This is a genomic window from Pauljensenia sp. UMB1177 (genome assembly GCF_030217965.1).
Classification (GTDB): Bacteria; Actinomycetota; Actinomycetes; order Actinomycetales; family Actinomycetaceae; genus Pauljensenia; species Pauljensenia turicensis_A.
The window spans coordinates 76,554-96,702 of record NZ_JASOOV010000002.1; the positions used below are offsets into that span (position 1 = coordinate 76,554).

Here is a 20,149-nt window from a genome sequence, read left to right on the forward strand (position 1 = left end):
TTTTGAGGTGGGGTCGGAGACGCTGATGCGTTTCCGGCCCCACCTTTTTGTTTGCGTCCACCGTGCTTGTTCAGGTGTGGCGTGTTTTTGTGGCTCTGCTTGTTCGCGTTTGGGGTGTTTTGTGACCACGCTTGTTCATGCTCAGGCCGACTATCGGGCATATGCAGGCGGGCCCATGGCGGTGAACAAGCGCGGTGGGAATCGACGACAATTCGGACTAAATCGGTGAACAAGCGCGGTGGATCGTTAGAGTTGGTGGCATGTCTGAACCCATGACGCTCGCAATTGACTGCGGTGGTGGCGGAATTAAAGGCTCCGTCGTTGACGAACGAGGCACGATGATCGCACCGGCGATTCGCACGCCTACGCCGTACCCGCTACCGCCGGAGCTCTTGATCGAAGTTGCGCAGGATCTGGCGAACAAGCTCCCTCAAGCTGACCGTGTGACTATGGGAATGCCTGGAATGATCCGACACGGAGTGGTTGTGGCTACCCCGCACTACATCACGCGCTCCGGCCCTCGCTCCAAAGTGGTTCCCGAACTTGTTGAACGTTGGGACCATTTCGACATGAGAGGAGGCATCGAAAGGGCGCTTGGCTTGCCCACGAAGGTTTTGAATGACGCCGAGGTTGCTGGAGCCGGTGTCATTACCGGTACGGGGCTCGAAATGATCATCACCCTGGGGACGGGCCTCGGAAATGCAGTCTTTGATTCCGGAGTGCTGGCACCTCACGTTGAAGTGTCGCAGGGCTTCGTCCGTTGGGGCCTGACCTACGACGATTACATCGGGGAACACGAACGGCTACGACTTGGCGATGCACACTGGTCGCGTCGCGTCCGTCGCGTCATCGATGGACTTCGTCCCATGTACATGTGGGACCGTCTCTACCTTGGAGGCGGCAACTCGAAGCTGATTACAAGCGGACATCGCGCCCGCCTAGGTGACGATGTCATCATCGTGCCCAATGATGCAGGCATCATCGGGGGAGTGCGCGCGTGGTCTCTATGAGCAACTCCGACCCCTTAGCTTTTACCGCGCTTGTTCACGAACCTGTCGCGCTTGTTGAAGAATCCGCTGCGCTTGTTCAAGCACCTCACACTCTTCGCATCCGTCTTGACCTCAGCTACGACGGGACGAATTTCCACGGGTGGGCTTCCCAGCCGGGCCAACGAACCGTGCAAGGTGAAATTGAAGCTGGCTTAGGCCTCGTACTTCGGTGCCCAACTGTGCTGACGGTCGCTGGGCGAACGGATGCCGGAGTGCACGCGCGCCATCAAGTGGTCCACTTCGACGTTGAACAAGCGCGGTGGGAAAAGCTCGCGCCTCGAGGGGCGGAAGCGACTGCGGAGGCCTGTGCGAACGCGCTTGTTCGCCGATTGAACGGTGTGATTGCGCGCGCGTATGGGCAGTGGATGCGCGATCGCGCCCTGAATGCGCCCAAAGGTACGGCCGATGTTGTGATCCGCGAGGCGCATGTTGTTTCGTCGGATTTTGATGCGCGTTTTTCTGCTCTAGGACGTCATTACTGCTACCGGCTGATGAGCGGGGGAGTCGATCCGCTCCGCCGTTTTGATGTTCTGAGTCTTGAACAACCTCTAGATGTTGACTTGATGAATCGGGCAGCAGCCCCATTGCTTGGCGAGCATGATTTTCTGTCGTACTGCCGGCCACGCGAAGGAGCCACAACGATTCGCGCGCTGACGCGCCTGGAATTCAAGCCGTCTTCGACAGCGCTTGCTCACCGTTCGGGGGCGCTTACTCCCCAACAGGGCGTATCAGAGTCCGTGCTTGTTGAGTGTTTTGTCGACGCTGATGCGTTCTGCCACTCGATGGTGCGTTCGCTTGTTGGCGCGCTTGTTGAAGTGGGTTTGGGTCGCCGGAGCGTCGACTGGCCGTATGAGCTGCTTCAAGCCTGCTCTCGAACAAGCGCGGCGCCGATTGCTCCTGCGCACGGACTGACTTTGGAGGGCGTGGACTATCCGGCGCCGGATCAGTGGGCCTCGCGCGCTCAACAAGCGCGGTCGCGTCGCGATTCGTGTTGTGGCGACGGGAGTTAGGCCCAGTCTGCCTTGGTGCGCCAGCGTTCGTGCGTGCTTGTTCACCAATTCACGGGGCCGGGATCATCACCGGAACGGTTTTCTTCGGGTTGCCCGCACGGTGAACAAGCGCGGTGGGGGTAGGGAGTAGCAACTGAGGAATCGGACACAAAGGCCCGGCAACTTTGACCGGCTCAATCCTGCCCGATAGACTTGATGACGCTGTGCGTTAGCTAGCGCCCTCGGTGTATTCCCACTCGCCGTTGAGTTGCAACTGACGCCTCGCGCGAACCGTTACATCGCGAGCGCGATCCTGACATTGGGGATCGACGCTCCATGACTGATAAGAATTGAAGGTTACGCCCGTGCGCACCTATTCACCCAAGCCTGGGGACGCAGACAAGAAGTGGTACGTCATCGACGCCACTGACGTCGTCCTCGGCCGCCTGGCGGCTCAGGTTGCCGCCATTCTTCGTGGGAAGCACAAGCCGACGTTCGCCCCTCACATGGATATGGGTGACAACGTCATCATCATTAATGCGGACAAGGTCGTTCTGACCGGTAAGAAGCTCGAACAGAAGATGGCCTACCGCCACTCTGGTCGTCCCGGTGGTCTGACCTCAACCTCCTACCGTGACCTCATGGCCAAGTCGCCTGAGCGCGCGGTTGAGAAGGCCGTTCGCGGCATGCTTCCTCACACCAGCCTCGGCCGTATGCAGTTCAAGAAGCTGCATGTTTACGCCGGTGCTGAGCACCCCCACGCCGGCCAGTCGCCGGTTCCCTACGAGATCACCCAGGTTGCTCAGTGAGCTTCGTGCCACTGAATAATCGACATAAGCACTGAGGAGAACCGTGGCTGAGACCACCGAAATCGTCGAGCTGGATGAGGAGAACGCCCCTAGCTCGTACACCACTGAGACTGAAACCGCGCCCGCAGGCGCCGGCCAGTCCATCACCGCGCCCGGCGCGGGCCTTGGTCGCCGCAAGGAGGCCGTTGCCCGTGTTCGTCTGGTTCCTGGAACCGGCGAATGGAAGATCAACGGACGCACCCTCGAGGATTACTTCCCGAACAAGCTGCACCAGCAGCTCGTGAAGTCCCCGTTCGTCCTTCTTGACCTTGATGGCCGTTTCGACGTTGTCGCCCGTATCAACGGTGGCGGCATCTCCGGCCAGGCAGGCGCCCTGCGCCTCGGCATTTCGCGCGCTCTCAATGAGATCGACCGCGATGCCAACCGCCCGGCACTCAAGAAGGCTGGCTTCCTGACTCGTGACGCTCGCGTCATCGAACGTAAGAAGGCAGGCCTCAAGAAGGCACGTAAGGCTTCGCAGTTCTCGAAGCGCTGATCCTTCGTTTTCTTGGCTTGTGGCCCTGCTCCTTGTGGAGCGGGGCCACAAGTGTTTTTAGGGCATCGTGCTACTCGGCGACTAGCGCGCTTGTTCACGGCATCCGGCTTTGTCGTGTGCGTGGTCTCTCATTGACGAGGCCGCGTACTTGTTGATGCCTCGCACTGAACGAGCGTGGTCTTTTTGGGTGTTAGTGGTGAACGAGCGTGGTCTTTTTGGGTGTTAGTGGTGAACGAGCGCGGTCTTTTTGGGTGTCAGCGGTGAACAAGCGCGCTGCTTTTGTGGTGTTGGCGGTGAACAAGCGCGCTGTTTTTGCGGTGTTGGCGGTGAACAAGCGCGGTGGGAAGAGCGGAATCCGGGCCTCGTGGTCCTTTGCGATACCGGAAATACGCGAGGGTGGAAATTCTCGCAAAGTGACAGACGGGGCCGCAGAAGAACCGAACTCGCCGGGGCCACGGGTACGCTAGGGGGCAACTGACACAACGCTTTCCGGCGCGATGCCGGCGTGAATGAAGGAACTAAAATGGCACGAATGTTTGGCACCGACGGTGTCCGTGGCCTCGCGAATGTTGATATTACGGCTGACCTGGCGCTGAAGATCGGTGAAGCTGCTGCTCGCTACTTTGGTGCGCTCCGCAGTGACGGGACGAAAGCGCGTGTCGTCATTGGTCGAGATACGCGCATTTCGGGTGAGTTCCTTGAGCACGCTCTGGCTGCCGGGCTTGCAAGCGCAGGCATGGACGTGACTCTTCTTGGCGTTGTGACGACTCCGACCGTTGCCTACCTGACTGCTTCGCAGGACGACATTGACTTGGGTGTCATGATCTCGGCGTCACACAACCCGATGGCTGACAACGGCATTAAGTTCTTCGCGCAGGGTGGCTACAAGCTCCCCGACGCGGTTGAAGATGAGATTGAAGCACTGATCGGAACCGAGTGGGATCGCCCGACCGGCGACGGTGTCGGCGAGGTCGACGAGCAACATGAGAAGGCGAAGCGCCTGTACGTTGACCATGTGGTGAAGTCTGTGAACACGGACTTGAATGGTCTGACAATCGTCGTTGACTGTGCTAATGGTGCCGCCTTCGAGCTCGGTCCGCTAACGCTACGTGAAGCGGGTGCCGAGGTCATCGTGATCAACGCTGAACCCGACGGCCGCAATATCAACCTCAATGCTGGTTCAACCCACCCTGAAGGCCTGCAGAAGGCCGTCGTCGAGCACAAGGCAGACTTCGGTGTCGCCTACGATGGTGACGCAGACCGTTGCTTGGCAGTCGATGCTGAAGGCAACCTGATCGACGGTGACAAGATCATGGGCGCACTCGCGGAGGATGCGCGTGAGCGTGGCAAGCTCAAGGGAGACACCCTTGTCGTGACCGTGATGTCGAACCTCGGTCTGATTCTCGCGATGCGTGACAAAGGTATTAAGACGGTTCAGACCGCAGTCGGTGACCGTTACGTGCTCGAAGAAATGCGCGCCTCCAACTATGTGCTGGGCGGCGAACAGTCCGGCCACATTATTGATCTCGACCATGCAACGACGGGTGATGGCATCCTGTCGTCCCTGCTGGTTGCTCGCATGGTGAAGGAATCCGGTCGCTCCCTGGCGGATCTGACTGCGTTCGTTGAGCGCTTGCCCCAGACACTCATCAATGTGGGCGGGGTTGACCGTAGCGGTGCAGCGACGAACGAAGCTGTTGCGACGGCTGTCAAGGCTGCTGAAGCACAGCTCGGCGATACCGGTCGTGTTCTTCTTCGCCCGTCGGGCACCGAGCCGTTGGTGCGCGTCATGGTTGAGGCCGCCACCCAGGAACAGGCTGATTTAGTCGCAGCCTCACTCGCTGACGTGGTGAAGGAAAACTTGGCGATCTGATACGAGGCATCCGCTTAGGGGCGTGACTGAGACAATCAACGGGCTCGGTAGGGGAATCCTCTACCGAGCCCGTTGAGCTTTGTCTTCACCACCAGAGGCGTTCAGCGTCTCAGAAGGGACCTCGTCGCCCCTGACACGAACTGGGAAAGGTGGTCGCTAGTCCTTACGCAGTAGCAACGAATCGACGCGGTGATCCTGGTCTTTGTGGAAGATCATCGTGGCGCGTTCGCGAGTGGGAGCGATGTTTTCACGCAGGTTTGGCAAATTGATTGCCGACCAGACCATGCGCGCCGTCGCTTCGGCCTCCGTGTCCGTCAAACTGGCGTAAGTGCGGAAGAAGGAATCTTCACGCGAGAAGGCAGTTTGGCGAAGAGTGAGGAACCGGTCGACATACCACTGCTCGATGTCGGATTCTTCAGCATCGACGTAGATCGAGAAGTCGAAGTAGTCAGACACGGAAACACCGAGCGCCCCAGGGTGTAGGCGCGGGGGTTGCAGAACGTTCACTCCCTCGACGATCAGAATGTCGGGAGCCTCAACGTGGAGGATTTTGCCCGGGACAACGTCGTAGATGACATGCGAGTACACGGGAGCAGTGACGTCGCCCGCCCCCGACTTCACGGCGGCCAAGAAATTCAGCAGAGCCTGACGGTCGTAGGACTCCGGGAAGCCCTTGCGTGCCATGATGCCCTTTTCTTCGAGCACGGCGTTCGGATAGAGGAAGCCGTCGGTTGTCACCAGGTCGACGCGCGGGGTGTGCTCCCAACGCTGGAGCAGAAGTTGTAGAAGGCGGGCGACGGTTGACTTTCCAACGGCAACAGAGCCGGCAATTCCGATGACGAAAGGGGTGGGTGTGGGCGTTTGCTCGCCCAGGAAGGTGGCGCGCTCGCGGGCGGTGCGTCGCCTGCCGTCAACGTACAGCTGAAGGAGCGCAGACAAAGGGCGATAAATCGCGTCGACTTCGCTCATGTCGATGGGGTCGCCCAAGGAAGCGATCCTGGTGATGTCTTCTTGCGTCAACGGCAGGGGAGTGTGGTCGACCAACCTATCCCAATCGGCGCGTTCAATGCGCGTAAAAGGGGAGATCGCAGAGTAGGCGTGTGCGTTGTGGGAAGTCACGATGGCATTGTCTCGCACTCGCTTGTTCGAATGCACCTTTGAGGCAAAAGTGTGAAGAATGGCGGGTATCTGTCGGACATGGGCAAGGCGACGAGCGCAACTCCGCTCGATGTGCTGGAATTGCTTGCATGTGTGGAATTGTTGGACATATTGGTTGTGCCCCTTCGGCTCGTTCGCGTGAGGTCGTCATGGGGGGCCTCGCTCGCCTGGAATACCGAGGATACGACTCTGCCGGTTTGGCTCTGTCAACTCCGGACGGCCTGGAGGTGATTCGCGCGGTCGGTAAGCTCGCGAACCTTGCTGACAAGATCGAGGTCCTCAAGCCTGCCGATGCTTTCGCTGCGATCGGTCATACTCGTTGGGCGACGCACGGTCGTCCGACTGTTGCGAATGCTCACCCGCATTCGTCCGCAGACGGTCGTTTCGCTCTGGTACACAATGGCATCATCGAAAATGCTGACGCGTTGCGCGCCGAACTTCGCGCCGATGGCGTCACTTTTGCGTCCGATACGGATACTGAGGTTGTCGTCCACCTGATTGCCAAGATGTACGAGGCCGGGACCGCTGGGCAGTGGGGCGGCTCTCTTGCCGGAGTGCACGCTGGCGAAGATACTGTTCGTCGCCTGATTGCTGCGATGCGCGCTGTTACTGAGCGCCTGCAGGGCACATTCACGCTGCTACTCGTTTCAGCCGATGCGCCGGAGGTTATTCTTGCGGCACGCCGTTCTTCGCCTCTGGTCGTTGGTTTGGGTGACGGCGAAAACTTCCTCGGTTCTGACGTTTTGGCATTCATTGAGCACACGAACCGCGCTGTCGAGATCGATCAGGATCAGATGGCCATTGTCACGGCTCGTGGCGTGACTGTTCTTGGCCATGATGGGAATGTTGTTCCGCTCAAGGAATACGAAGTTGACTTCACTTCGGATCGCGCGACGAAGGACGGCTGGCCGACCTTCATGGAAAAGGAAATTCACGAACAGCCCCGTGGTGTTCGCGAAACCTTGGAAGACCGTATCGATTCCACCGGTCACCTTGCACTCGACGAGGTCCGTATCCCCGAGTACATTCTGCGTGGCGTCGACAAGATCGTCATGATCGGTTGCGGTACCGCGTCCTACGCCGGTCAGGTCGCCAAGTACGCGATCGAACACTGGTGCCGTATCCCCGTCGAGGTCGAGCTTTCCTCTGAGTTCCGCTACCGCGACCCGGTCGTCACCGAAAAAACACTGGTCGTGGCCATCTCGCAGTCCGGTGAAACCATGGACACGATCCAGGCGATCCGTCACGCTCGCGAGCAGGGCGCGAAGGTCGTGGCGATCGTGAATACTCCGGGCTCGACTATTTCGCGTGAGTCCGACGCTGTTCTGCTGACCCACGCGGGCCCGGAAATCGCTGTCGCCTCCACCAAGGCGTTCACGTCTCAGGTCACCGCCTGCTTCATCCTTGGCCTGTACCTTGCCCAAGTTCGTGGCAACAAGTACTCCGACGAGATCATCGACTACATGGAAAAGCTGGCTGAAGCACCGGCGAAGATCCAGAAGATCCTCGATCAGGGCGAGACTGTCCGACAGTTTGCTCGCACCATGAAACACGCGACGTCCGTCATCTACCTCGGTCGCCACGTCGGATACCCGGTTGCCCTTGAAGGCGCCTTGAAGCTCAAGGAAATCTGCTACATCCACGCAGAAGGCTTCGCGGCCGGCGAACTCAAGCACGGCCCGATCGCACTGGTCGACGAAGGCCAGCCAGTCATCATCGTTGTTCCGACCCCGCGTCGTCCCGAACTGCACAACAAGGTTCTGGCAAACATTCAGGAAGTTCGCGCTCGCGGTGCAAAGACCATCGTCATCGCTGAAGAAGGCGACACCTCCGTCGACGAATTCGCTGAAATCGTGTTCAGGATTCCTCCGATTCCGACGCTGTACGCACCCCTGTTGACGGTTGTCCCACTGCAGATCTTCGCCTGCGAACTTGCAACCGTGAAGGGCCTTGACGTCGATCAACCACGCAACCTCGCTAAGTCTGTGACCGTTGAGTAAGCATCCCTGACTGGACTTTTCCTGCGTCTGCCACACGTCGTGGCAGACGCAGGATTCGTTTTGTGCGGACGTTTTCGCTTTCGTGGGACAAATCCCACTACCATCGGGCTGTATCCGCTTGTTGACCGAGTATGCGAGCCCGGCCTCGTACACCAAAAACAGGATTGAGATTATCGTGATCGACATTCTCTGGGCGCTCGTTCCATCGATTTTGTTTGGCCTTCAAACCACCATCACCGGCGCGGTCAAGACAACTGACCAGCAGCGTGTTCTCGGTTTGACGATGGGTGGTTTTATTTTTGCGCTCGCCGTCACGCCCTTCCTTGGGGTTCAGTGGAATGTGCGCGATGTGATCGTCGCTTTTGTTACCGGATTGATTGTCGGCTGGGGTTTGGTGGACCAGGTCGCTGCTTTCAACGTGCTGGGCGTTTCGCGCACGATGCCGGTGTCGACGGGCGGGCAGTTGGCGGCGATCTCGCTGGGTGGTGTTCTTCTGTTCGGCGAATGGCGTCACGGTGGGGCGCTCCCGGTCGGTGCGACTGCGATTATCGTCCTCATTCTGGGTATTTGGTTCGTCTCACGCACCGAGGAAGGCTCCGATACGAAGAACCTGGATTGGGCACGCGGAACGCGTTTGCTGATTACATCGACCTTCGCTTTTTCGAGTTACGTGCTGATCGGTCGTGCCTTTGGGTTGGATGGTCCCTCGATCCTGTTGCCGCAGGCGACGGGCTACTTCCTTGTTGCCCTGATCGCGTACGTTGTCGACGCGCGCCGGAAGGGGGACGAGGCTCCAAAGCTAGTGAGTCTCCCAATGGCGCAAATGACGGCACTCGGCCTGATGTGGGGTGCCGCCGTCGTCCTGCTCCAGGTCGGCGCTGGACGCGTAGGTGTCGCGACCGGTTTCACTCTGTCGCAGCTCGGCATTCTGATTTCGACCCCTCTCGGTATCCTCTGGCTGGGTGAACACCGCGCGGGTCGCGAACTGCGTTGGACTGTCATTGGTGTTGCGCTGGTTATCGTCGGCGCGGTGCTTGCGGGGGTCGCTAAGGGGCTCGACGTCGCCTGAGGTGCTCTTTCGTCCGCGCCTTGGCGCACATCCCCCGGTCTTATGCCACCGCGCTTGTTCACCGTTTGGGGTGTATACGACCGCGCTTGTTCACCGTGCGGCACCGACCCCTGAGAGTGAAGAAACCGCGACAATCCGCGCAATAGGTTGATGCGTACCCAAAGGGGTGACACTATCACTGCATGATCTTCGTGAACGATCGCGCGACTGCGCGTGCCATTGAGGCTGACTTTTTAGCGCGCCACACAGAAGCTGGAGATGGCGATCCGGATCGGTTAATGAAGCGAGCGGCACACGCAGTAGCTGAAGCCGTGACCGCGCTTGTTCACAGCGGCAACACCGCGCTTGTTCACCGTTCACCCGCTTTTTCACCCGGATGCGTTGAAAGCGATGATTGTCTGACGCTTCCTCGCGTGTGCGCGCTTGTTGGAGGCGGGGACAACGGAGGCGATGCTCTGTATGCGCTCGCCTACCTAGCTGAACAGGGGTTTTCCTGCTCGGCTCTGCTTCTTGCTCCGAAGCCTCATTCACGAGGCCGATCAGTTGCGCTTGAGGCAGGTGCGCAGATTCTTGATGCTTACGCGCTTGTTCAGGAAAAGCTTGCCGATCAGCAGGATCCAGCCGGTGGCGCTGACGGTGAACAAGCGCGGTCGAAGTTGTGGGCGCTCACTGACATTTCAAACATTGCTACGGCTTTGGAAGCTCCTATCTGGATCGATGGAATTCTTGGAATCGGCGCGTCAGGCGAGCTTCGGGAACCGACGCGTTCGTTCATCGATGAGCTTGTCCAGCTTCAACAAGCGCGGGGAGTGAAGGTCGTCGCAGTCGATGTGCCTTCCGGGCAGTTCTCAGATGATGGGGAAGTGACTGGGCCAGTAGTGTCTGCGACAACGACCGTCACTATGGGATTGCTGAAGACACCACTCGTCCTTCCTCCCTCCGCCTATTACACGGGGACTCTGCAGTGTGTTCCTCTGGGTTTTAACGCCCAAGAATCAGACGTTCGAGTCGTGACCGACCAAGATGTTGCCCGCACTGTCATTCGCCCCGATTGGGCGGACCACAAGTACACGCGCGGAGTCGCAGGCTTGGTAGTCGGCTCAAAAACCTACCCCGGAGCAGGGGCTCTGAGTTGTCTGGGTGCCAGCTATTCCGGCGTGGGCATGGTGCGTCTGGATGCGCCCGATCAAGTCCTTGACTTGGTGTTGACGCGCGAGCCGGGGATCGTTGGTGTCGGTGGTCGAATCCAGGCGGGTCTGGTTGGTCCGGGAATGGATGATGACACGCGTGTGAACGCGCTCGAGCTGGCAAAGTTCTGCGTTGCCTCGCATCTTCCCCTGATTGTTGATGCTGGTGCGCTGTCCTTTGTCCGAGAAGTGGCGACGGTGGGAGGCTTGGAGCGGGTGCTCCTCACCCCTCACGCAGGCGAAGCCGAGGCTATGTTTAGCCAATGGGGCCAGAAGCGCCCTCGCTGGTGGGTTGAGCAGTGCCCGGTAGAGGCAGCGCGTCTTCTTGCGAAGCTCAGTGGAGCAAATGTGTTGCTGAAAGGGGCCTCGTGCATTCTTTCAACACCGCAAGGCGAAATCGTTGTTGTTCCGCGAGGGAGTGGCTGGGCCGCAGTCGCAGGAAGTGGCGATGTGCTGGCGGGCCTGCTCGCAGGCTTTGCGGCACAGTGGGGTGCGAAGAGTGAACGAGGCTCATCAACTACTTCGCTTGTTGAAGCTCTGGCTGCGGGTGCGCTTGTTCACGCGCGTGCCGGCGAACGCGCTGCGTCGAAGGTGAGTGTGAGCGGTGGCCCGGTGACCGCAATCCAGATTGCAAAATGCGTGTCGAGCGTGATCGGGGAGTTGCTCGCCTGATTTTTACCGCGCTTGTTCAGTGCTCCGTTTCAACAAATTGGTGCTGACGAGCTGTTTTCTTGAACAAGCGCAGTGTTGTTTGATGAGTAAACGGTGAACAAGCGCGGTGGGAGACGCGCGAATCCGAAGATGGACGCAACGATGATGACCCTCCGTAACGCGCGCTTGTTCACCGGTGCAATACTAGAAGCGTGATGAACGAAGAGTCTTCCGCTTTCGCCCAGTACCCGGCGCGCGCTGTCGTTGACCTCAGCGCCATTGCCGACAATCTGGCGGTGCTGAAACAATCTGCGCCGACTGCCATTCAGATGGCAGTTGTCAAGGCAGATGCCTACGGGCATGGAATTCTTCCCGTTGCGATGACTGCGCTTGAGGCAGGAGCCTCGTGGCTCGGTGTCGCGCAACTCGGTGAAGCACTCACTCTGCGATACGCACTCGACGAAGCTGGAATAGCACGTGAGAAAGCGCCGATTCTGACGTGGATCGCCCCCTCGGGAGCTGACTGGGCGCAGGCGCTCGAAGCAGACTTAGATCTGTCGGTGTCCTGGACCTGGGTGCTGGCCCAGATCTGCGCGGCTGCACGCGAAACGGGTAAGAAGGCGCGCATTCACGTGAAGATCGATACAGGCATGTCGCGCGCGGGTTCAACGCTTGCGGATCTGCCGGCGCTTGCTTCGGCAGTGCGGATGGCCCGCGACGAGGGTCTTGTTGAGGTGATCGGCGCGTGGAGTCACCTGTCGCGCGCGGACGACCCCAGCGACGAGGGCAATGCATCGACCGCCTCGCATGTCCACATTTTCGAGGCCGGTTGCACAATTCTGGCGCAGGCTGGAATTAGGCCGGAACTTCGCCATCTGAGTGCCACATCAGGCATCCTCTGGCATCCCGAAGCGCACTACGACATGGTGCGCGCCGGCATCGGTATGTACGGACTGAGTCCCGACTCCGCTGTGGCGTCCGCATCTGACTTGGGGTTGCGTCCCGCGATGACCCTGCAAGCGCCACTGACCAGCGTCAAAGTAATCGCAGAGGACACCCCCGCTTCATATGGTGGCACGTGGCGTTCGCCCTCGAGGCGTTGGGTTGGTCTGGTGCCCCTCGGATATGCCGACGGTATTCTGCGCGCCGGATCGAACGGCGCCCCCGTCCTTGTTAACACGGATAGGGGTCCGATTCGCACGCATATTGTAGGCCGAGTGTGTATGGATCAGTTCATCATCGACCTTGGCCCAGCATCGGGGGAGGCGGGTCTGTCGACTGGCCGCACCGAGAATGCGCCCGCACAGGTTGGAGACGGCGTCATCCTTTTCGGTGACCCGGCCACCGGCGCGCCACTGGCTGACGAATGGGCAAGCCAAGCCGGCACCATCAACTACGAAATCGTTGCCCGCTTGGGCGAACGCATCCCGCGCCTCTATATTGGCGCGGCTCGACGTGAGGAGAACTGTTCATGACCGCTGAACCCCAGTCGTTGGTGTCTGCTTCCGCTGATGAAACGCGGTGCCTCGGGCGCGCCTTGGGTGAAAACCTGCGCGCCGGCGATCTCATCATGTTGCGTGGCGGTTTGGGCGCGGGTAAGACGACGTTCACTCAAGGCGTGGGTGAAGGAATCGGGGTACGAGGCCGTGTGGCATCCCCAACGTTCATCGTGGCCCGCGTTCACCCGAACCTCGGCGACGGTCCTGACTTGATCCACGCCGACGCCTATCGCATCCGCGACCTCGAAGACCTCGAAACCCTGGACCTCGATTCTTCTCTGGCAGAGTCCGTGACCGTCGTCGAATGGGGCGAAGGTAAGACGGAAGCCCTGTCTGATGAGCGCCTCGAAATTGATGTCACGCGCAAGACCGGTGGTGAAGCTGCCCACGACGGAGACACGATCGACCTTGAAACGATGGATGACGGCGAGCGCGTCATTACACTCCACCCGCACGGCAACCGCTGGGACGGCGTTCTCGAAGCAGTCATGGCGCGCGCCAGCGAACTGATTGCCACCTTGGACGAAGACTGATTGGCAAGCCACGCGTTTCTTGGGGTCGCCCGCTCCCGAAGCGTACATCGTGACCCGCTGATCCGACGAGTAGGATTACCCCTGTGATTGAACTGAGCCTTGATACCTCCGCCGCCACGATCGTTTCCCTCTTGAAAGACGGAACCGTGGTGGGACACGCTCGCAACGAATCGACGCGTCACCACGCTGAATCGATCACCGAGCTTGTCCGCGAGACACTCGGTCAAGCCGGTCTGCCGGTCGAGGCGAAGGACGCTGGTATTGAACGCGTGTTGGTTGGTACGGGTCCTGCACCGTTTACCGGTCTGCGCGCGGGCCTCGTCTCCGCGCGAGTGTTTGCGCTCGCGGCAGGCGTGCCCGTCTACGGAGCCTCAAGCTTGGATGTCATTGCCCGCCAGGCACTCGACTTGCTTCCCCCGGACACCCACGTGTACGCCGTTTCTGATGCGCGCCGTAAGGAACTGTACTGGGGACACTACGTCGCAGAAGGTGCCGATGATGTGCGTCTGATCGGCCGCCTTGAGGTCGGCACGGCTCAGAGCCTGCTCAACTCGATGCGTGATGCGGACGGTCTGATCATCAGCGCGGGTGAACTTCCCGCTCACTCCGTCGACTGCCTTGCCTCCGCAGGTAAGGGGCCGATCGTTGATGGAGATCCGGCAGTTCTGTCGCGTATTGTTTCTGCTCGTTTGGCCAGGGGTGAAGAAGATCGTCTCGGCACCGAGCCGCTCTACCTGCGCCGTCCCGAGATTCACGGCCAGCCGATGGAGCGCATGTGATCGGCGTTCCGGTTGAATTCCATCAGGCAAAACCGGGGGATGAAGAGATCCTGGTTACGCTTGAAGAAGCTCTTTTCTCGGAGGACCCATGGACGTGGGGAATGATCGCCGACGAGCTGGCCTCCCCGTTTTCCACCTACTACCTGGCGGCGCTCCCAGATGGCCCTGACCTGCAGGTTGTCGGCTACGGGGGAGTGAAAGTGGTGGGCGACGGCGCCGACATTATGACAATCGGCGTTTTCCCCCATGTACGAGGCCAGGGCCTGGGTAAACAGATCCTCGACCTGCTGGTATCTCGCGCACGTGAAGCTGGAGCGGACTACGTGTTCCTTGAAGTTCGCGAGTCGAATGAAGCTGCGCGACGCCTCTACGAACGCTCAGGTTTTATCGTCCTGGACCGTTTGAGGGGATATTTCAAGAATCCACTCGAAGACGGCATCGCCATGCGATTGGACCTGACGAACTGAAAGTGTGGGTGGCCTCGTCCCTTCAATGTCGAGCGTGACGGTGGCGGAAGAGAGCACACAAGTAGGCGCGCACCTGCGTTTTACGACGGGTTTCTCAAAACTGTCATATGCCCGAAATTTGAAACAGGACGGTTAGGTAAAAGACAGTCAATACCCGCCTGAAACATCTCTGTCACACGCGTAAGCAGCCTCCAAACTGCCAAGGAAGCCCCTTAGAATTTTGCTAAATTACGCGGAAAACTGAGCTGACAAAACGCTCATCTAGGACCAAGGGCGGACAACAGTCCTAAAACGCTCGAAGACGTGTGGATATTCTTGGGACATGGCCACTACAAATGTCGCAACGAAGAAGCGCCGCGCGTGGACCACCAGTGTTTTTATTAAGCAACTGATGGCCATCTCGGGCTTCATTTTCGTCTTCTTCCTGCTGTTCCACTCCTACGGCAACCTCAAGATGTTCCTCGGTCAGGAAGCGTATGACCATTACGCGCACTGGCTGAAGGAAGAGGCTTTCGTGCCGATCTTCCCGCACGGCGGATTCATCTGGGTATTCCGCGCCGCGATGTTCCTGATGCTTGTCATCCACCTGTACGCAGCTGCATACACGTGGAAGCGTTCGCGTCGCGCACGTTCGACCCGCTACGTCGTGAAGAAGTCCGTTACCGATTCGTACGCTGCACGCACCATGCGCATGTCCGGCGTTCTGATCCTGTTCCTCTTCATCTTCCACATCCTGCACTTCACGACCGGCACTGTCCGCACGGGCTTCACCGCTGATTCGACGCCTTACGAGCGCATGGTTGCATCGTTCAACTCGCCGCTGCTCGTCATCGTGTACGCAATCTTCGTCGGTCTTGCATGCATTCACGTTTCGCACGGCTTCTGGTCAATGTTCCAGACGCTCGGTTGGGTTCGCCCCGCGACTCGTAAGCCGATGATCGTCCTCTCCGGCCTCGTTGGCGCCATCATCTTCGTGATGTTCATGGCACCTCCGATCGCAATCGCCGCCGGATTCATCTCTTGAGGAAGCTGATTACTCATGACTGAAACCCTGATCAAGGGCCTCTACCGTGAAGGCGAGAAGATCGCTGACGCCAAGGCTCCTCTTGATGTGCCAATCGCCGAATGCTGGGAACAGCGTAAGTTCTCCGCCGCTCTGGTGAACCCGGCTAACCGTCGTAAGCTCCGTGTCATCATCGTAGGCACCGGCCTTGCGGGTGGCGCTGCTGCCGCTTCGCTCGGCGAAATGGGCTACAACGTCGACGTGTTCTTCTACCAGGACTCCGCTCGTCGCGCGCACTCTATTGCTGCACAGGGTGGTATCAACGCTGCGAAGAACTACCGCAATGACAATGACTCCGTCTACCGCCTCTTCTACGACACGGTTAAGGGTGGTGACTACCGCGCCCGCGAAACCAACGTCTACCGTCTGGCAGAGGTCAGCGCGAACATCATCGACCAGTGCGTCGCACAGGGCGTTCCGTTCGCGCGCGAATACGGTGGTCTGCTCGACAACCGCTCCTTCGGTGGTGTCCAGGTCTCCCGTACGTTCTACGCGCGTGGCCAGACAGGTCAGCAGCTCCTGATCGGCGCCTACCAGGCGCTGGAGCGTCAGGTTGCAGCCGGCACGGTCAAGGAATACTCGCGCCACGAAATGGTTGAGATCATCGTTTCCGATGGTCGCGCCCGTGGCATCGTCGCCCGTGACATGGCAACCGGCAAGCTGGAAACCTACGTCGCTGACGCAGTTGTCCTGGCAACCGGTGGTTACGGCAACGTCTTCTTCCTGTCAACCAACGCGATGGGGTGTAACGCCACCGCAATCTGGCGCGCATACCGCAAGGGTGCCTACTTCGGTAACCCCTGCTTCACGCAGATCCACCCGACCTGCATCCCGCAGCACGGTGATCAGCAGTCGAAGCTGACCCTCATGTCGGAGTCTCTCCGTAACGACGGTCGTATTTGGGTTCCTAAGAAGGCTGAAGACTGCGAAAAGGACCCGCGTCAGATCCCCGAAGAGGATCGCGACTACTACCTGGAGCGCATCTACCCGTCCTTCGGCAACCTGGTTCCCCGCGATATTGCATCGCGTCAGGCAAAGAACATGTGTGACGAAGGTCGTGGCGTCGGCCCGAAGATCGCCGGCGTCGCCCGCGGCGTCTACCTCGACTTCGCCGATGCGATCGAGCGCATGGGTGTGGCCGCCGTCTCTGCGAAGTACGGCAACCTGTTCGATATGTACGAGCGCATTACGGGCGACAACCCCTACGAGGTGCCGATGCGCATCTACCCGGCAGTCCACTACACCATGGGCGGGCTGTGGGTTGACTACGATCTCGAGTCCAACCTTCCCGGTCTGTACGTTGCTGGCGAAGCAAACTTCTCCGACCACGGCGCCAACCGCCTGGGTGCATCCGCGCTCATGCAGGGGCTGTCGGACGGCTACTTCGTCCTGCCGAACACAATCAACGATTACCTCTCCAAGTGCTTCAATCTGCCGAAGCTGGACGAATCGTCCGCTGACGTTGTCGAAGCTCTCTCGATGGCTCAGAAGCGCATCGACACCCTGATGTCGATCAACGGTTCCCGCTCGGTTGATTCCTTCCACAAGGAACTCGGCCACATCATGTGGGAATACTGCGGTATGGAGCGCACCGAGGAAGGCCTGAAGAAGGCAATCGGTATGATTCGCGAACTTCGCAAAGAGTACTGGCAGAACGTTCGCGTTCCCGGCAAATCCATTGGTGAACTCAACCAGTCCCTCGAAAAGGCTGGTCGCGTTGCCGACTTCATGGAGCTTGGTGAACTCATGTGCATCGACGCTCTTCACCGCGAGGAATCCTGTGGCGGCCACTTCCGCGCCGAGTCACAGACCCCCGAAGGCGAAGCGCTTCGTGATGACGACAAGTTCCTGTACGTCGCCGCGTGGGAGTGGGGTGGCGAAGACCAGCCACCGATCCTCCACAAGGAAGACCTCATTTACAACAACATCGAGCTGAAGCAGCGGAGCTACAAGTGAACCTGACACTGAAGATCTGGCGCCAAGATGGTCCCGAGGACCGTGGCGCGATGCACGAGTACCAGGTGAAGGGAATCTCCGAGGAGTCGTCCTTCCTTGAAATGCTTGACGTCCTCAATGAGGAACTCTTCGCACGTGGTGAAGAACCCATCGCATTCGATTCTGACTGCCGTGAAGGCATCTGCGGTCAGTGTGGCATTGTCATCAACGGCATTGCCCACGGCCCAGAGGTCACCACGACCTGCCAGCTTCACATGCGTACTTTCCATGACGGTGACACCATCACCATTGAGCCGTGGCGTGCAGAAGCATTCCCGGTCATCAAGGATCTGGTTGTCAACCGTTCCGCACTGGACCGCATCATCCAGGCTGGTGGCTACATTTCGGTCAACACCGGTGCAGCCCCGGATGCTCACGCAACCCCGGTCCCGAAGCAGGACGCAGACCGCGCATTCGAAGCGGCTGCATGCATCGGCTGTGGCGCTTGCGTGGCAGCCTGCCCGAACGCTTCGGCGATGCTGTTCACCTCGGCTAAGGTGACGCACCTCCAGCTTCTGCCCCAGGGCAAGCCGGAGAACTACAAGCGCGTTGTCAACATGCTCAACCAGATGGATGAAGAGGGCTTCGGCTCCTGCACCAACATCGGTGAGTGTGCTGCGGTCTGCCCGAAGCAGATCCCGCTTGATGTCATCTCCACGCTGAACCGTCAGCTCGGAAAGGCTGCCCTGAAGGGCGTCTGATCCGGCTTGTGGCCTTCGCGGGGTCCCGGTGGTTTGCCACCGGGACCCCGCTTTTGTTTCTCCATCTTCCTTGCCCTATATCCGTCTTCCCTGACCGCGCTTGTTCACCGTTTCGCCTCCAAGTAATACCGCGCTTGTTCACCATCGGGCGCTCAGAATTACACATTAAGTCTGGAAGCATCGGCCCATCTCGCCGACTACTCAATGCAGAAGAGGCTAGAATAAGAGCAGATAAAACTGCTGGTCAGCGTCATTGTTCGGCGTCGATGCGGAAGGTGATTTCAATGGAGAAATTCGACGAAACAGGCCCGAACACTCACACTCGTCGCTACAAGGTTTCATCATCGATTGCTATCGGAGCAATGATTGTCTTCGCGATTCTGTCGATCCTGCTTCTGCTCGGCTTGGTGTTCGGCTCGGATGCAATCAAGGTCACCGCGGATAAAGCACTCCCCTGGTCGCTTGTTGCCTTCGCCGTTGCATGTGTTGCGATGATCGTTGCCAACAAGCGGACTCCACTGAAGGATGATGACCCCGTAGAAAACTCACAGTGATGGCGGTCCGTGCCACGGCGCGGATGTCACACATTTGGATTCACGGCCTCGTTCTTTGCCGGCATAAACTGGAAGGGTGAAGGAACCACTCATCCTCGGAATCGAATCCACCTGCGACGAAACTGGCATTGGTCTTGTGCGCGGGTGCGAACTGCTCGTCGACCGCACGGCCACATCGATGGATCAGTATGCCCGCTACGGTGGTATCATCCCAGAAATTGCGTCGCGCGCTCACCTTGAATCGTTTATCCCAACCTTGAATGCGGCGCTTGATGAAGCTGGCGTGACGCTTGATGACGTGGATGCGATTGCTGTTGCTGCTGGCCCGGGCCTCGTTGGTTCTTTGACGGTCGGTATTTGTGCTGCGAAGGCGCTTGCCTCGTCCCTTGGTAAGCCCCTGTACGGTGTGAACCACGTGATCGGCCATCTTGCTGTCGATAAGCTTGCTGACGGCCCGCTCCCTGAGCGCTTTATCGGTCTGGTTGTTTCCGGTGGTCACTCGAATATTTTGCTGGTTAACGACATTGCAACCGACGTTCAAGAACTGGGTGGCACGCTTGACGATGCTGCCGGCGAAGCCTTCGATAAGGTTGGACGCCTGCTCAATCTGCCTTACCCGGGTGGGCCGCACGTCGATCGGCTCTCCCAGGCTGGCGACGTGAATGCCATTAAGTTCCCGCGCGGTTTGTCCGGTGGCAAGGATAAAGAACGTCACAAGTACGATTTCAGCTTTTCCGGTCTGAAGACCGCTGTTGCTCGCTACATAGAGGGTACTGAGGCTCGCGGTGAAGCTGTGAACGCTGAAGACGTGTGCGCAGGCTTCTCTGAGGCAGTGAATGACTCTCTGACCGCTAAAGCAGTGCGCGCGGCGTTGGACACGGGGTGCCAGACGATCGTTGTGGGTGGCGGTTTTTCTGCGAACTCTCGCCTGCGTGCGCTTCTTGCTGAGCGTGCTGAGGCTTCTGGTCTTGAGGTTCGCCTGCCCCCGTTGCGTTTCTGCACGGATAACGGTGCGCAGATCGCTGCGATGGGGTCGGAGCTTGTTCGCGCAGGTGTTGCTCCGTCGGATTGGAATTTCTCGCCAGATTCGGGTATGCCTCTGACGCAGACGTCAATGTTGCCTAGCGCCTGATCTTCCTCTTTGCTATCGGTTGCGCCTAATCACCACCGCGCTTGTTCACCGTTTGTGTGGGGTGAGGTCGCGCTTGTTCACCGTTCAGGTTGGCGCGTCGGCGGCG

Annotated in this window: 18 protein-coding genes; 17 read left to right on the forward strand and 1 reads right to left on the reverse strand. The window is 59.1% G+C overall.

Annotation, left to right across the window (positions count from 1 at the left end; genetic code table 11):
* The first annotated feature begins 260 nt into the window (after nucleotides 1–260).
* The 5 genes from QP442_RS03555 (at nucleotide 261) to glmM (ending at nucleotide 5,255) form a co-directional block, all read left to right on the forward strand.
* Complete coding sequence (locus QP442_RS03555) at nucleotides 261–1,010, forward strand: ROK family protein (RefSeq protein WP_006681470.1); 750 nt, start codon at nucleotides 261–263, stop codon at nucleotides 1,008–1,010.
* Nucleotides 998–2,059, forward strand: coding sequence for a tRNA pseudouridine synthase A (locus tag QP442_RS03560; protein ID WP_285069622.1), 1,062 nt, complete (start codon nucleotides 998–1,000; stop codon nucleotides 2,057–2,059). Before QP442_RS03555 ends, QP442_RS03560 begins: the two co-directional genes overlap by 13 nt.
* A 344-nt stretch (nucleotides 2,060–2,403) precedes the next feature.
* Complete coding sequence (gene rplM, locus QP442_RS03565) at nucleotides 2,404–2,847, forward strand: 50S ribosomal protein L13 (RefSeq protein WP_103631684.1); 444 nt, start codon at nucleotides 2,404–2,406, stop codon at nucleotides 2,845–2,847.
* A gap of 43 nt (nucleotides 2,848–2,890) precedes the next feature.
* Nucleotides 2,891–3,382, forward strand: coding sequence for a 30S ribosomal protein S9 (gene rpsI / locus QP442_RS03570; RefSeq protein WP_006681467.1), 492 nt, complete (start codon nucleotides 2,891–2,893; stop codon nucleotides 3,380–3,382).
* Nucleotides 3,383–3,905: 523 nt separating this feature from the next.
* Nucleotides 3,906–5,255, forward strand: a complete 1,350-nt coding sequence (glmM, locus tag QP442_RS03575) for a phosphoglucosamine mutase (RefSeq protein WP_285069623.1) — start codon at nucleotides 3,906–3,908, stop codon at nucleotides 5,253–5,255.
* 156 nt (nucleotides 5,256–5,411) lie between these two features.
* On the opposite strand, the gene coaA is transcribed toward glmM, so the two are convergent.
* Nucleotides 5,412–6,374 carry a type I pantothenate kinase gene (gene coaA / locus QP442_RS03580; RefSeq protein WP_103631694.1) on the reverse strand — a complete coding sequence of 321 codons (963 nt, stop codon included), beginning with the start codon at nucleotides 6,372–6,374 and terminating at the stop codon, nucleotides 5,412–5,414.
* Between the two features lie 128 nt (nucleotides 6,375–6,502).
* On the opposite strand from coaA, the gene glmS reads away from it, so the two are divergent.
* The 12 genes from glmS (at nucleotide 6,503) to tsaD (ending at nucleotide 20,043) form a co-directional block, all read left to right on the forward strand.
* Nucleotides 6,503–8,413, forward strand: coding sequence for a glutamine--fructose-6-phosphate transaminase (isomerizing) (glmS, locus tag QP442_RS03585; protein WP_285069624.1), 1,911 nt, complete (start codon nucleotides 6,503–6,505; stop codon nucleotides 8,411–8,413).
* 175 nt (nucleotides 8,414–8,588) lie between these two features.
* The gene (locus QP442_RS03590) at nucleotides 8,589–9,482 is read left to right on the forward strand and encodes a GRP family sugar transporter (RefSeq protein WP_285069625.1); all 894 of its coding nucleotides are present in this window, start codon (nucleotides 8,589–8,591) and stop codon (nucleotides 9,480–9,482) included.
* Between the two features lie 182 nt (nucleotides 9,483–9,664).
* A complete protein-coding gene (locus tag QP442_RS03595; RefSeq protein ID WP_285069626.1) occupies nucleotides 9,665–11,341 on the forward strand; it encodes a bifunctional ADP-dependent NAD(P)H-hydrate dehydratase/NAD(P)H-hydrate epimerase in 1,677 nt (558 codons plus the stop codon).
* A gap of 194 nt (nucleotides 11,342–11,535) precedes the next feature.
* Nucleotides 11,536–12,795 carry an alanine racemase gene (gene alr / locus QP442_RS03600; RefSeq protein ID WP_285069673.1) on the forward strand — a complete coding sequence of 420 codons (1,260 nt, stop codon included), beginning with the start codon at nucleotides 11,536–11,538 and terminating at the stop codon, nucleotides 12,793–12,795.
* Nucleotides 12,792–13,352, forward strand: coding sequence for a tRNA (adenosine(37)-N6)-threonylcarbamoyltransferase complex ATPase subunit type 1 TsaE (gene tsaE / locus QP442_RS03605; RefSeq protein WP_285069627.1), 561 nt, complete (start codon nucleotides 12,792–12,794; stop codon nucleotides 13,350–13,352). The genes alr and tsaE overlap by 4 nt, the downstream gene beginning before the upstream one ends.
* Nucleotides 13,353–13,435: 83 nt before the next feature.
* Nucleotides 13,436–14,131 (forward strand): tRNA (adenosine(37)-N6)-threonylcarbamoyltransferase complex dimerization subunit type 1 TsaB, encoded by a 696-nt coding sequence (gene tsaB, locus QP442_RS03610; RefSeq protein WP_285069628.1) that lies wholly within the window; start codon nucleotides 13,436–13,438, stop codon nucleotides 14,129–14,131.
* Complete coding sequence (gene rimI, locus QP442_RS03615) at nucleotides 14,128–14,598, forward strand: ribosomal protein S18-alanine N-acetyltransferase (RefSeq protein ID WP_285069629.1); 471 nt, start codon at nucleotides 14,128–14,130, stop codon at nucleotides 14,596–14,598. Before tsaB ends, rimI begins: the two co-directional genes overlap by 4 nt.
* A 322-nt stretch (nucleotides 14,599–14,920) precedes the next feature.
* A complete protein-coding gene (locus QP442_RS03620; protein WP_285069630.1) occupies nucleotides 14,921–15,622 on the forward strand; it encodes a succinate dehydrogenase cytochrome b subunit in 702 nt (233 codons plus the stop codon).
* Nucleotides 15,623–15,637: 15 nt separating this feature from the next.
* Nucleotides 15,638–17,617, forward strand: a complete 1,980-nt coding sequence (locus QP442_RS03625) for a fumarate reductase/succinate dehydrogenase flavoprotein subunit (protein ID WP_285069631.1) — start codon at nucleotides 15,638–15,640, stop codon at nucleotides 17,615–17,617.
* A complete protein-coding gene (locus QP442_RS03630; protein WP_006681455.1) occupies nucleotides 17,614–18,357 on the forward strand; it encodes a succinate dehydrogenase/fumarate reductase iron-sulfur subunit in 744 nt (247 codons plus the stop codon). The genes QP442_RS03625 and QP442_RS03630 overlap by 4 nt, the downstream gene beginning before the upstream one ends.
* 284 nt (nucleotides 18,358–18,641) lie before the next feature.
* The gene (locus QP442_RS03635; RefSeq protein ID WP_103631665.1) at nucleotides 18,642–18,911 is read left to right on the forward strand and encodes a hypothetical protein; all 270 of its coding nucleotides are present in this window, start codon (nucleotides 18,642–18,644) and stop codon (nucleotides 18,909–18,911) included.
* Nucleotides 18,912–18,987: 76 nt separating this feature from the next.
* Complete coding sequence (gene tsaD, locus QP442_RS03640; protein WP_285069632.1) at nucleotides 18,988–20,043, forward strand: tRNA (adenosine(37)-N6)-threonylcarbamoyltransferase complex transferase subunit TsaD; 1,056 nt, start codon at nucleotides 18,988–18,990, stop codon at nucleotides 20,041–20,043.
* The last annotated feature ends 106 nt before the right edge of the window (nucleotides 20,044–20,149 follow it).